This window comes from Halomonas sp. G11 (assembly GCF_001663515.1).
Taxonomy (GTDB): Bacteria; Pseudomonadota; Gammaproteobacteria; order Pseudomonadales; family Halomonadaceae; genus Vreelandella.
The window spans coordinates 379,897-392,937 of sequence record NZ_LYXG01000041.1; the positions used below are offsets into that span (position 1 = coordinate 379,897).

Genomic DNA, 13,041 nt, shown 5'->3' on the forward strand with positions numbered 1-13,041 from the left:
TCACGATTCGCTAGACCGTTTTTCCCACCATTGGCCCAGTCGCACCCGTCGACGGGCAAACCATCGGTAGCCCAAGTTAAGGGCGCCCTTCAATCCTGGCAGGCACGATAGCCAAACCAGCCGCCGGTATCCCAGAACGGCATACAGGGCTCGGCTAGCTTCCATGCCGATATACCAGTTGCCCTGGCTGTCTTTTACGTGAAGCAACCCCATCATTGCCTCAAACGCCTCTTGATCGTGGGTAGCGTTGAATTCAGCGCTCTGAATGTCCACCAGCCGGATGCGGTCATGATGGTGGTGCCGGGAAAGCCAGTTAACCTCCACGCGGCAAAAAGGACAGTGACCATCGTGGTAGAGCGTAGCAGGCGCACTGGCGTCAAGCGGGCTGAATCGACTCATGAAGTGGTCTCCTTGGTATAGCCAGCGGTGTGGTGGGGTTGTCCGTAACCTGGTGAAGTTTCAAGCTGATCGAGAAATTGCTGCGCTTGTTGATGAATGGCCGTGCGCTTGTCAGGTGCCATGCGATCAAGCGAGCCATAAATCAATTTCATGCGCGGATTATGCTGCAGGGTGTCACGGTGCTGCTCGAGGAAATGCCAGTACAGACTGTTGAAGGGGCAGGCCTTCTCACCTGTGACCTGGTTGGGTGAGTAACGGCAGTGTTGGCAATGATCTGACATCTTGTTGATGTATTTGCCTGACGCGCAGTAGGGCTTAGACCCCATCTGGCCGCCATCGGCGTGGAGCACCATGCCCAGCGTATTGGGCAGCTCCACCCATTCGCAGGCATCGATGTATACCGCCAGATACCAGTCGCATAATGCCTCTGGCTTGACCCCGCACAGCAGGGCGAAATTGCCGGTTACCATCAGACGCTGGATATGGTGCGCGTAGCCGTTGTCCATGGTCATTTCCACTGCCCGCTTCAGGCAGTGCATATCGGTCTTGGCGTCCCAATAGAAGGCAGGCAGATCACGCTCGAAGCCTAACGAATTGCGGCGCTTGTAGCCGGGCATCTGCGTCCAGTAAAGCCCCCGCACGTACTCGCGCCAGCCAAGTATCTGGCGAATGAAGCCCTCAACGGCGTTGATTGGCGCTTCTCCATCGAGGTAACGCTGCTCTGCCGCCCGGCACACCTCTTGCGGTGAGAGCAGGCCGATATTGAGTGCGGCCGACAGGCGGGAGTGAAACAGGAAGTCGGAGCTTTCACTGATTGCATCCTGATAGCGGCCAAAATCAACCAGGCAGTGGTCAAGGAAATGGCGCAAATCCGTGAGCGCCTGGCGGCGGGTCACCGGCCAGTTGAACGTCGCCAGATCGCCCATGTGGTCGGGAAAATGACGCTTCACCGCATCGAAGGCGGCCTGGGTCATCTTTTCGTAGTGATGCCTGGGTGGCGCCGGAAACGCCAGATCACCCTTGATCGGCTCGCGGTTATCATGATCAAAATTCCACTGCCCGCCCATCGGCTTACCGTCTTCCATCAACAGCCCGGTGCGCTTACGCTGCTCACGATAGAAGTACTCAAGGCGTAGCTGTTTGCGTCCCTCAGCCCACTGGCTGAAGTCGTCGGGCGTCGTGAAAAAACGATCGTCCTCGTGAAGCTGCCAGGGCAGCTCGGCGGTTTGGCGGTTCAGCATGGCTTCATAAAGCCGCCATTCGCCGGGACGCGTCACGCGTATCTCATCGCAGCCGTAAAGCAGGGCCAGGCGCTCTGCTTCCTCGATCAACGAGTGGCAGTTGTCAGCATCATCCAGATTGCTGTAATGAACCTCGAAGCCCTGTTGGCGCAGTTGGTAGGCAAAGTGGCGCATGGCGGCGAAGAACAGGCCAAGCTTGTGGCTATGATGGGGAACGTAGCACGCTTCGTCGGCCACTTCGCACAGGGCGACAACGGCATTGTCAGGCGCGTGGCGCAGAGTGGTCAAAGAAAGCGACAGCTGATCGCCCAGCACGAGCAATAAAGGCTTAGACATAAATTAACCCAAATATGTACAAATAATGTTAATAGTATAACTTTATGCCGCCGGTTTGCAGAAAAGTGATAGGATTTATTTTTCAAGGTGCTGTCAGCAGGAGTGAATATCATGACCGAGCAAGTCGCAAAGGATCAGCCGGGCGAAGGTCGCCTAATGCATGCCCCCAGCGACCATCCCCCTGTGCCCCGCGCGAAGGTGGGCGTGGTATTGGCCAATCTGGGGACGCCGGATGCCACCGACTACTGGTCGATGCGTCGTTACCTGAGCGAGTTCCTGTCTGATAAACGGGTGGTCGATTACGCCAACTGGAAGTGGCAGCCGTTGTTACAGCTGATCATCTTGACCAAGCGGCCATTCTCATCAGGCAACGCCTACAAAAGCATCTGGAACAACGAACTGAACGAAAGCCCACTGCTGACCACCACCCGGGCGCAAACACAGAAAATGACCGAACGTTTGAAGGCGCTCTACGGCGATGATGTGGAGGTCGATTTCTGCATGCGCTATGGCAATCCTTCGACCGAAAGCGTGCTGAACCGCCTGAAGGAGAAAGGCTGCGAAAAAATTGTCTTCTTTCCGCTCTACCCTCAGTACGGCTCGCCCACCACGGCGACGGCCAACGACCAGGCGTTTCGTACCCTGATGAAAATGAAGTGGCAGCCGTCCATCCGCACCGTGCCCGCCTACTTCGATCATCCGGCCTATACCGATGCGCTGGCCAACTCGGTGCGGGAAGCCTACGAAGGATTCACGTCCCGGCCGACCAAGCTGGTCGCCAGTTATCATGGCGTGCCCGAGCGTTACCTGCTTGAAGGCGACCCCTACCACTGCCAATGCCAGAAAACCACGCGCCTGCTGCGCGAAAAGCTGGGGTTCAGCAAGGAAGAAGTCGACACCGCCTTCCAGTCGCAGTTTGGCCCCGAAAAGTGGGTCGGCCCCCAGACCGTCGATCACGTAGCTGAATTGGCCAAGCAGGGCCACAAGCACATCGCCATCCTGTCGCCGGCGTTTTCATCGGACTGCGTCGAGACCCTGGAGGAAATCAAGGAAGAGATCCACGACAGCTTCATGGAAGCGGGGGGAGAGACCTTCAGTTATATACCCTGCCTGAACGACCGTGAAGACCACATCGATGCGCTGGTGGCAGTGGTCAACAATGAATTGTCGGGGTGGTTGCCGCGTACTTAAGTGACTATAACCATTAAGCCATTTGGTTTTCTTAAACGTAGGTAAATGACATTTTAGAATGTCGTCATAAAAAGGCCTGCGTTATCGATTGGATAACGCAGGCCTTGTTTTGGGAGGAGCGAGTTTATTGATCGCCTATGAGGTTTGCATTGAAGGTGTTGTGCCTGCCGATGGCGCGTCGTCGGTTATAGGTTGGGTTCGCCAAATGGCGATATTAGCGAAACCGTAGAAAATGGCGATGGCAATTACCAGCATGTGGAACCACAGAAATGGCAGGTAAGTTAGCGTCGAAACACCCAGCGTTGCGGCCATGAACACGCCGCCGTCTGTCCAGGGGACCATGGGGGTGGTGATAGTGCCACCGGCTTCGGTATTACGTGAAAGAACGCGCCGATCAATTCCCTGCTTGTCGTAGTTCTTTTCGGTGATGGTGCTCGCAGTGATTAATGAAACGTAAGCTGCGCCCCCGAAGAAATTCCCGAAGAAGCCGCCGAGCATTGTCGAGATAGTGAGGCGGCCGGGGTTGTTGGCCCAACGCAGGAACCCGTTGCTGATTGACTGAAGAATACCAACTCGCTCCATTAGGCCGCCAAGCCCAAGCGCAAACAAGATGAGGGCAATAACGCCGAGCATCGACTCAATGCCGCCTCGATTCAGCAGTGTGTTCAGAAATTCCACGTCGGATTCAATGGCGTTACCCACGTAAGCAATTCTAATCGCTTCAATGGGGGCAATTCCCTGAGCCCACCAAGCGCAAATGCTTCCTAAAACCGCACCGAAGGTGATGACAGGAATGGCAGGGAAACGACGCGTCAGCAACAAAATGACAATGGCAGCGGGCAATAGAAGCCATGGGCTGACGGTAAAGTGGGATTCAAGTGCCTGCATGGCCATCGTGGCCCGAGATGTGTCGGCACTATCGTCTACGTAGAAAAAGCCGACCACTAAAAATAACACGGAAGCAATTAGAATGGCGGGGACGCTTACCCACATCATGGACCGGATATGGTCGATCAGACCTACCTTGCATAATGAGGCCGTCATGACGGTTGTGTCGGAAAGCGGTGACATCTTGTCGCCCACATAGGCACCAGAAATAACCGCACCGGCCACAAGGGGAAGCGGGATGCCAAAGCTATGACCTATGCCCATCATCGCGACCCCTGCTGTTCCCACGGTCCCGAATGACGTACCGGTGGCAAGTGACGTTAAAGCACAAATAATAAAGGCGGCAAACAGGAAAATCTGCGGATTCATGACTGATAAGCCATAGTAGATAATGCTAGGGACGATCCCCCCAGCAATCCAGGTGCCAATCAGTGCTCCAACCGTGGTCAGAACCAAAACAGCTTCCATACCGTTATGTATGCCATCAATTAGCCCCTTCTGCATGTTCTCGTAAGAAAGCTTGAGTTTTAAACCCAGAGCCATAACTAAAAACCAAGAGGCAAAAAGAGCCAACTGAATGGGTAATTGCAACACGTTGATACTGACAAACATGATGGCAATAAAACCGACCATGACGGCCAGCACTTCCACCATGCTAGGGAGCCTTGTTTGCGTTACAGATGAAGACATAGTGTTTCCTCTACGATTGTTTTGGGCTTGTGTATCGAGGGTTAAGAAGTGAACCGACTCAGTCGGTAAGGGAATACATCAGGCAATGGGTTGGGTGTGTTGGCTGTTGTTTCTCCTTGTCTTGCCAGGTTGGCAATAATTTCTGCGGTCACAGCGGCTTGCGTGAGGCCAAGATGGTGATGCCCAAAGGCCAGCAATACTTTGCCGTCGTTCACGCAGTCGATGATGGGTAAAGAGTCAGGCAGGGAAGGTCGAAACCCCATCCAGGGGCTCGCCTCGGAAATATCAAGGTCCGAGCAGAAGAGTCCTCGGCTCAACTGATGGAGTTTCCATGCGCGTTCCATGTTGGGCGGTCGCTCTAGCCCGGCAAACTCGACCGTGCCTGCTAAACGCAAGCCTTCCTCCATCGGTGTCATGATAAAACGGCGTTCCAGAGAGGTAATGGCGACGGGAAGACGTGCTCTTTCATTGGGAAGCATCAGGTGGTAGCCCCTTTCTGTATCGAGCGGCACCTTGCTACCGGTTAGCGAAGCCGTAAGTTTGCGCGAATGGGCACCGCAAGCGATCAGTACTTTGTCGGCATGTATTGCCTCGGTTTGGGCCGTTCGTAACGTTACACCTTGGCTATTTGTTGCTCCTGAAAGGACTTCTTCTTGTATGAACCGCACGCCATGCCGCTGAGCCTCCATTACTAGCGCATTGGACACTTGCCACGGGTCTACTACATGGGCGGTGTCGGGGAAGAAGAGCCCACCTTGTATTGAGGTGGAAAGTTGCGGGGCGAACTTCCTAATAGCGTCACCCTGCCAGTGATCCACCGCAACGTTTTGGGCGTTCATTCGTGACTGCAGCGCTTTTATCTCTGGAGCGGATGCTTCGTTCTCGTAGATCAGAAAAGAGCCGTCCTCTTTCAACAATGCTCTGCCATTGATCGAATCGAGTAGTCGATGCCATGCGGGCAAACTGGATTGATTGAGCGCCCGAATCCCAGCAGTACTGGCTTGATAACGAGTTTGGCGAAGGTTTAAAAGTAGCTTGGTAAACCAAGGAAGGGCTTTGGGTAGATACCGCCAGTCAAGGCGAAGCGGCCCCATTGGGTCTAGCAACATGGAGGGCAGGCGCTTCAAAATCGAAGTGTCGGCAATAGGGAATACCTGTTCAGTTGCCATGTGCCCTGCGTTACCGAATGAGGTTCCCAGGCCTGGGCGCTGTTTATCGATAACAAGCACTTGCCATCCCTGCTGACTGAGCGCCAAGGCGCAGGCTATACCGATAATGCCAGCACCAACAACGACGATCTCGGCGTCAACATTGGGCGGAGGCGAAGAGGTATGTGCCATAAAGTTGCGTCCCTTTTTATTTTGTCGATTGTATAAAATATAATATATGTGTTTTGTGAGTGCAACACGTATAGGATGGAAAGTAGGCGAGAGGAGGTAGCAGGGAATAACCTGCGGAAGGCACCAAGGCCGGTAGAATAAGGTAATACGGAAGAATGAATTCAGGAGCCCTATATCAACCATGCCTGCAGGCTTGGCGGGGCTTGGCGGGTACGATGCCTAGCTGAGCATGGAGAGGTATCATGCCGCCAGTGGAGTCAGCGCTGTTAGGGCAAATTAACGAAGCTGATAACGCCACCCGCATGGCTCAGAGAGGTAAGCAGCAAGTGGCGATTTCTATGAGGTGAGTTGCAGAGACTTCGTGGTATGAGCGAAATGCGTGAGGTTAGCCTAGACACCTTCTGTATTGAGCGTGCGTTCTTTTAGCAGGCTGACAATCGCTTCGCAGGCTTCCCGAATATGATTCTTTAATAGTTCGCAGGCTTCATCGATACTGCCTTTGCGTGCCAACGCTAATAAGGCATGGTGCTCCTCTTCAGCTTTCTCTATTTCTTGGGTATAGAGGAGTTGCATCCGGATATAGCGATCAGATTTGGTGTTTAGTTGGTTAATTAACGCCAGTGTTTCGGGAAGCTCGGCTGGCGCATATAAGGTGAGGTGAAAAGCGTAGTTGTACTCGCTCCAATTATTGATTTCCCCGCCTGTATTTAACGCTTCATCGTATTTGCGCAGTATATTGTCGGCTTTTTGGAGGTCTTCTTCTGTCAGCTTGGGTATGGAATGCCTGAAAACATAGGTCTCAAGCAGGATACGAAGCTCAAACAGCTCTTGTATTTTGGCAACGGAGAGCTCAGTGGTGAAGGCTCCACGATGGGCATAAAATTCGACCAAACCTTCCGATTCAAGGGTTAACAAGGCTTCGCGTACGGGTATACGACTAACGTCGTAGTCTCTGGCCAGTGCGTCCTGACGTAACTGCGTGCCGCCCTTGAATTCGCCGCCCAAAATGCGGCTGCGCAAGTCGTCGGCGACAAATTGTGCGCGTGTTTTATACGTAGCCATAGCCCCCACATTTACCAAAACAATGTTTGCACATTTTATACAAAATGCGCCGGGTGTCTATGTTTGCAGAGTGGCTTGCTTGAAATATCGCTAATTAGATATGACGTATATAAGGCATAGCTGGATATGGTGAGTCGCTAGTGGTGGGAGCGACGTCGGAAGCAGCCGCTCTCCGGATAGCTGAAAAGAGCGGCTTAATCATTGTTTATTTTATGGAGCGCTGCCCATCGATGAGACGGTCGAGCACCAGGGGATTATCGTCCGCGAGCGCCTCGGGCAACAATTCGGCAGGTAAGTCTTGATAACAGATGGGGCGAAGGAATCTGAAAATGGCTGCGGTACCCACTGAGGTAGTACGTGCATCTGATGTCGCGGGGAAGGGGCCCCCGTGAACCATTGCATCACATACCTCGACGCCGGTCGGCCATCCGTTGACCAGTATCCGTCCAGCTTTTCGTTCGAGTACCGGTAACAGGGCACGCGCGGCTTCAGTATCATCGTCTTCCATGTGCAGAGTTGCTGTTAATTGGCCCTCTAAGTGTTCGGCCACATGGCGACGTTCGGTTTCGTTTTGGCAGACCACGATAAGTGATGTTGCGCCAAACACTTCGGCTTGTAGTGTTTCATCGGCTAAAAAGTCAGCGGCGGAGGTCATAAACAGGCCTGGCCGACACTGGTTGGGGCCTTGCTCGTTCTGCCCACGCGCAACTTCCTTGGCTTTGCTGGTGGAAAGCGTTTTTAAGCTAGCATCATAGGCTTCATGAATACCTGGCGTGAGCATTGTCTGTGCTTTGCTGCCTTCTAGCGCGTGCTTCGCGGCGCTGATGAACGTATCTAGCTCTGGACCCTGGACCGCGATCACTAATCCTGGGTTGGTGCAAAATTGACCCGCCCCCATGTTCAATGAGCCGACAAACGCTTCTCCCAGCGCAGTCCCCTTCGATTTAAGTGCCTCCGGCAGTAGAAAAACCGGGTTGATTGAGCTCATTTCTGCATAGAACGGAATGGGCTCGGCGCGCGACTGGGCCGCTCGCCATAACGCTAGTCCGCCGCTCTGCGATCCTGTGAAACCAGCAGCTTTAACAGTCGGATGGGTGACTAGGGCATGGCCAACTTCGCGACCAGAGCCAAAGATAAGTGAAAAAACTCCCTCCGGTAGGCCGTTTTGAGCAATGGCTGATTGTATCGCTCGCCCAACCAGCTCACTGGTGCCGGGGTGAGCAGAATGGGCCTTCACAATCACCGGGCACCCAGCCGCTAGCGCCGAGGCGGTGTCTCCACCCGCTACTGAGAAAGCCAGCGGAAAGTTGCTAGCACCAAAAACAACAACGGGGCCCAGGGCAATATGGCGTTGACGAAGGTCGGCACGAGGTAGGGGGCGGCGTTCTGGAATGGCGTTATCAATGCGTACGTCAAGCCATTCACCGGCGCGGACAGTTTTGGCAAACAGGCGCAGTTGCTGGCAGGTGCGCCCGCGCTCGCCTTGAATTCGGGCGTGGGGTAACCCTGTTTCTTCTACGGCACGATCAATCAGCTCTTCGCCAAGTGATTCGATATTATCGGCGATGGTTTCAAGAAAGTTGGCCCGATCGGTCAAGCGAATTTCACGGTAGATATCGAAGGCGTCCCAGGCGAGTTGACACGCGTTATCAACGTCTTCTTGCGTCCCGCCGGGGTAGGCCGGTTCAAGACGGTGGTTGGTGGCTGGATTGATGGCGAAAATGGCATCACGCTGGCCACGAATGGCTTGTTGGCCAATCAACATCTTGCCTTCAAGGGTCATGGTCGTCTCCTTGGTGAGTGTAGAGAGCGTATTCCGCATTGTTTTAGTTACTCAGGGATTCGCACCACTCTGCGTACCAGCGACGGAATAAATCATATTGAGCTTCTACATAGTGACGTTGGGCATCGCTTAACTGGTCGGTTTCATTAAAGTGCAATGCGTATTCAGTATCACCGTTGAGTACCATCAGGTGTTTGTAGTACAGGACGAGGTCTGCCCCTTCATCAAAGGAAGAAAGTACGCTTAGCGCATCCTCAAGCTCTTTGGCTTGACGACGAGCCTCAACGTCACCCTGGGCGGCTTTTTTACTCAGTGACACAAGATGCAGGACTTCGCGCGGAAGGGCGTTGCCAATGCCTGTAATCGCACCTGTTGCGCCGCAATTTACGAAGCCATGAAAAACAGTGGTATCGACACCCACCATAAGCGTCACTTTATCGTCCTGGGAGGTGATGTTTTCAGCTGCGTAGCGTAGGTCATCGGCACCGCCGAACTCTTTAAAGCCGATTAAGTTGGGGTGCTGGTCACGTAGCTCGAAGAATAGATCGGCGCGGGTGGCAAAACCGTAATAGGGGCTGTTGTAAATAACCGCAGGCAGGTCGGGTGCAGCTTGTAGTATTGCCGAGAAATGGGCTTTTTGGGCGGCCACCGACGTGCCACGTGACAGCACCCGTGGAATGACCATTAGCCCTTGGGCGCCGACTCTGGCGGCATGGTCAGCATGGGAGATAGCTTCTTTGCTATTGACTGCACCGGTCCCGACGATAGTGGGAATACCGGCTTTAACAAGGCGTTCAACGCCTTCTTGGCGTTGCGCTTCACTTAATAGAGGCCAGTCGCCCATCGAACCGCAATACACGACGCCACTCATGCCGGTTTCAATTAGTGCACGCCCTTTGGCGACCAGGGCGTCAAAATCAGGTTGCCGGTCGGCGTTGCAGGGGGTCATCAGTGCGGGTATGCATCCGGTAAAAATTTGGTCGTTCATTGTCGTGCTTTCCTTTTCGGATAGATGATTGAAAGGTGTTGCATGCTACTGAGTCAGCGCCTTTTTTGAGCTTGGCGTGTTGGCGCTGGGTGTTTAAAACCGTGGTGACAGTGCCCCGAGTGGCTTGGTCAGGTTGGGGCGTCTCATGAGGTAATCCCCCATGCGAAGGGATCCTGTTCATCAATAAGCAAGGTGGCGTCTGCACTGAGGTAAGCGTGCCCTTTGATATAGGGGCGAATTTGCTCTCCTTCCCACTCGTAATAAGCTTCGAACTGGCTGCCGCAAATGCTTGCCTGCCGCCAGGTGGTATGGGGTGGCAGCTTGCTGTCTGCGGCCAGACAGGCGAGCTTTGCACTTGTACCGGTGCCGCAAGGCGAGCGGTCGTAGGCTTTGCCTGGGCAGAGTACAAAATTGCGGCTATCCGCCTCTGGGTCATCTGCGAAGAGTTCGATATGGTCGATCAAGCCTTGATTTGCGCCGGTAATGGATGCTGCTTCAAGGCCTTGACGTACTGCCCAGGTGAAAGCGGTTAAAGCTTCTACATTGTCGAGTCGTAGCGACTGCCCATGGTCACTGATAAGGAAAAACCAGTTGCCTCCCCATGCGATATCTCCATGGACGACGCCATAGCCCGGTACATTGACGGAGACTTCACGACGGAAACGGTAGGCCGGCACGTTGCGTACGGTGACGGCGCCATCTTCATGAAGCGTTGCACTCACAGGGCCCACTGTGGTGTCAATGTAATGCTCACCCGGGGTAATAACCCCCAAGTGGTATAACGACGCCACCAGGCCAATTGTGCCGTGACCGCACATGCCTAAGTATCCGGTATTGTTAAAAAAAATAACGCCACAGGTGGCTCCGGGTGATACCGGTTCACAATACAGAGCACCTACCAACACATCATGCCCGCGGGGTTCCAGCATGCTGACGCGCCGCCATTGATCGTGATGCTGTCTCAGGTCATCGCATTTTTCCGCGATGGTCTTGCCTGCCAGGGTGGGAAAGCCTTCCATGATGAGCCTGGTAGGTTCACCTGCCGTATGGGAGTCGATGACACGGATTTTCTTCATGGAGCACCTTGGTTTGTCGTTGTGTGATAGCCAGATTTTAGTGACAGGATATTCGTCGATTGTCTTTTTTATATTTTATACAATTTTAAAGCGCGTTTGTGAAGCCATGTTGGCAATGATTTGATGTTTAGTGAGCTAAAAAGGTTGGAAAAATGGCGAGGCGAGGCCACAAACACATCTCAATCCTGTCGCCGACGTTTTCATCGGACTGCGTCGAGATGCTGGAGGAAATCAAGGAAGAGATTCACGACAGCTTCATGGGAGCGTGAAGAGAAACCTTTTTGTCATTGGCCACCTACGGGTGGCTTTTTTGTACCTGGAGGCACCGGCGAATGGCGCATAGGCATGGAAAATATATGTACAATAGTTGTACTGTATAAGATATGATGTCTATGTTTAGAGGGCGCCTTCTGTTAGGCGAACATCAAGATGCCACATCAACACCATTTACCGGAAAAAGTCTGCGTTCACTGCCAGCGCCCGTTTACTTGGCGAAAGAAATGGGCGCGATGCTGGGATGAGGTCCGCTATTGCAGCAAACGCTGTCAGCGCGAAGCCCGGATAGCAAAACGCGCTGAGGAGACCTGAGCATGAACAGCACGATCGATATCGTCTGGCTGCACGACGACCTCAGAGTGACGGATAACCCGCTGCTGCGCCTGGACGACCTGCCGGATCATCTTGTCTGTCTTTATGTGCTTGATGAGGCATGGCTGGCGCCATTATTCGACGATGACGACGTCTCACGAATTGGTCCGGCAAGGCTACGTTTCTTGTGGCAGTGCCTGATGGAACTGCGCGGCGAGCTGTTACAGCGGGGCAGCGACCTCTTGGTGCGTATCGGCGATCCCGTCAAGGAGGTTGTGGCGCTCGCCGGAAAGCTCCAGGCGCGCAAGGTAAGGGTTGCCGAGCACGTCGGCGTAGAAGAAAAACAGCAAATCCAGGCGGTCAGGGATCGACTGTCGGAGACCACTGCGGTTGAGTGTCATGAATCGGGCCGGTTGATCGACGAGCAGGCCCTGCCGTTCGATCTATCTCAACTGCCTGATAGTTTCTCGGCCTTTCGACGCCAGGTCGAGAAACATTGCGTCATTCCCCCAAGCCTGGCCGCGCCGGTTACCTTACCCGCCTGGCCCGACGCGCCGCGTGGCTTTCCGCCGCTGAACAAGGTCTGTGCCGTCAGTGCGAACTGGCAGCCCGATGCGCGCCAAGGGTTGGATTTTGCAGGCGGCGAAGCGGCGGGCCGTGCGCGCCTGCACCAGTACATCTGGCAGCAACATGGTCCGGCGACCTACAAGAAAACCCGCAACGGGCTCTTGGGGGCTAATTTTTCTACGCGCTTTTCACCCTGGCTGGCCCATGGTTGCATATCGCCGCGTCAGGTGCAGGATGAGGTGAAAGCCTGGGAATCACAGCACGGCAGTAATGAATCCAGCTACTGGATTGGTTTCGAGTTGCTGTGGCGGGAGTATTTTTTACGCGCGGCGCAACTGGAGGGTGAGACCCTGTTCGGTAGGGCTCAACTGCCTGCTACCAATCCGGACTTTGACGCCTGGCGCAACGCGACGACGGGCGTGCCTTTTATCGACGCCGCGATGCTGGAGCTCAGCCGCACGGGGTGGATTTCCAACCGTGTCCGCCAGAACGTCGCCAGCTTCCTGGTCAAGGATCTGGGCGTGGACTGGCGACTGGGCGCTGCCTGGTTCGAGCACTGCCTGCTGGACTACGATGTGGCGAGTAACTGGGGCAACTGGCGTTATATTGCCGGGGTCGGGCGCGATCCGCGCCAGGATCGCTACTTCAACGTATTGAAGCAGGCAGGCCATTATGACCCTAAAGGCTTTTATGTGGCGCACTGGCTGCCTGAACTGGAAAATTTGCCCAATGGTTTGGCTCGGCACCAGCCATGGCGAGTTGCCGCTGGACGTTTCCCGGCACCTCGGGTGGCACCCGAGGCCTGGCAGCGCTGGCTGATCGATGAAGCGCAACTGGAAGCAACTGACGAGTAACTGGATAGACAAGTAACTGACAGACGAGTAACTGATGA

12 protein-coding genes are annotated in these 13,041 nt (G+C 54.3%); 4 read left to right on the forward strand and 8 right to left on the reverse strand.

Going from position 1 to position 13,041, the window contains the following annotated elements; genetic code table 11:
* Entirely contained in the window at positions 1 to 399 is a 399-nt protein-coding gene (locus tag ADS46_RS16220; protein ID WP_066321723.1) for a thiol-disulfide oxidoreductase DCC family protein, read from the reverse strand.
* Complete coding sequence (locus tag ADS46_RS16225; RefSeq protein ID WP_066321724.1) at positions 396 to 1,976, reverse strand: cryptochrome/photolyase family protein; 1,581 nt, start codon at positions 1,974 to 1,976, stop codon at positions 396 to 398. Before ADS46_RS16225 ends, ADS46_RS16220 begins: the two co-directional genes overlap by 4 nt.
* 111 nt (positions 1,977 to 2,087) lie before the next feature.
* Here ADS46_RS16225 and hemH point away from each other — a divergent pair, with 111 nt between their 5' ends.
* A complete protein-coding gene (hemH, locus tag ADS46_RS16230; RefSeq protein WP_066321726.1) occupies positions 2,088 to 3,167 on the forward strand; it encodes a ferrochelatase in 1,080 nt (359 codons plus the stop codon).
* Positions 3,168 to 3,302: 135 nt separating this feature from the next.
* Here the strand turns inward: hemH and nhaC are convergent, their stop codons facing one another.
* The 6 genes from nhaC to ADS46_RS16260 form a co-directional block, all read right to left on the reverse strand.
* On the reverse strand, positions 3,303 to 4,745 hold the full coding sequence (nhaC, locus tag ADS46_RS16235) for a Na+/H+ antiporter NhaC (RefSeq protein ID WP_066321727.1): 1,443 nt from the start codon (positions 4,743 to 4,745) through the stop codon (positions 3,303 to 3,305).
* Between the two features lie 41 nt (positions 4,746 to 4,786).
* Positions 4,787 to 6,085: an NAD(P)/FAD-dependent oxidoreductase gene (locus ADS46_RS16240; protein WP_066321729.1), complete on the reverse strand. Its 1,299-nt coding sequence runs from the start codon at positions 6,083 to 6,085 to the stop codon at positions 4,787 to 4,789.
* 390 nt (positions 6,086 to 6,475) lie between these two features.
* The gene (locus ADS46_RS16245; RefSeq protein ID WP_066321731.1) at positions 6,476 to 7,147 is read right to left on the reverse strand and encodes a GntR family transcriptional regulator; all 672 of its coding nucleotides are present in this window, start codon (positions 7,145 to 7,147) and stop codon (positions 6,476 to 6,478) included.
* 205 nt (positions 7,148 to 7,352) lie between these two features.
* Positions 7,353 to 8,930, reverse strand: coding sequence for an aldehyde dehydrogenase (NADP(+)) (locus ADS46_RS16250; protein ID WP_066321732.1), 1,578 nt, complete (start codon positions 8,928 to 8,930; stop codon positions 7,353 to 7,355).
* A gap of 43 nt (positions 8,931 to 8,973) precedes the next feature.
* Complete coding sequence (locus tag ADS46_RS16255; protein WP_066321734.1) at positions 8,974 to 9,918, reverse strand: dihydrodipicolinate synthase family protein; 945 nt, start codon at positions 9,916 to 9,918, stop codon at positions 8,974 to 8,976.
* 143 nt (positions 9,919 to 10,061) lie between these two features.
* Positions 10,062 to 10,994 carry a 4-hydroxyproline epimerase gene (locus ADS46_RS16260; RefSeq protein ID WP_066321736.1) on the reverse strand — a complete coding sequence of 311 codons (933 nt, stop codon included), beginning with the start codon at positions 10,992 to 10,994 and terminating at the stop codon, positions 10,062 to 10,064.
* Positions 10,995 to 11,146: 152 nt separating this feature from the next.
* Between ADS46_RS16260 and ADS46_RS18775 the strand changes: the two genes are divergently transcribed.
* The 3 genes from ADS46_RS18775 (at position 11,147) to ADS46_RS16265 (ending at position 13,003) form a co-directional block, all read left to right on the forward strand.
* The gene (locus ADS46_RS18775) at positions 11,147 to 11,263 is read left to right on the forward strand and encodes a hypothetical protein (RefSeq protein ID WP_156524531.1); all 117 of its coding nucleotides are present in this window, start codon (positions 11,147 to 11,149) and stop codon (positions 11,261 to 11,263) included.
* 160 nt (positions 11,264 to 11,423) lie between these two features.
* Positions 11,424 to 11,582 carry a DUF2256 domain-containing protein gene (locus tag ADS46_RS18650; RefSeq protein WP_082926121.1) on the forward strand — a complete coding sequence of 53 codons (159 nt, stop codon included), beginning with the start codon at positions 11,424 to 11,426 and terminating at the stop codon, positions 11,580 to 11,582.
* 2 nt (positions 11,583 to 11,584) lie between these two features.
* Positions 11,585 to 13,003, forward strand: a complete 1,419-nt coding sequence (locus ADS46_RS16265; RefSeq protein WP_066321738.1) for a DASH family cryptochrome — start codon at positions 11,585 to 11,587, stop codon at positions 13,001 to 13,003.
* The last annotated feature ends 38 nt before the right edge of the window (positions 13,004 to 13,041 follow it).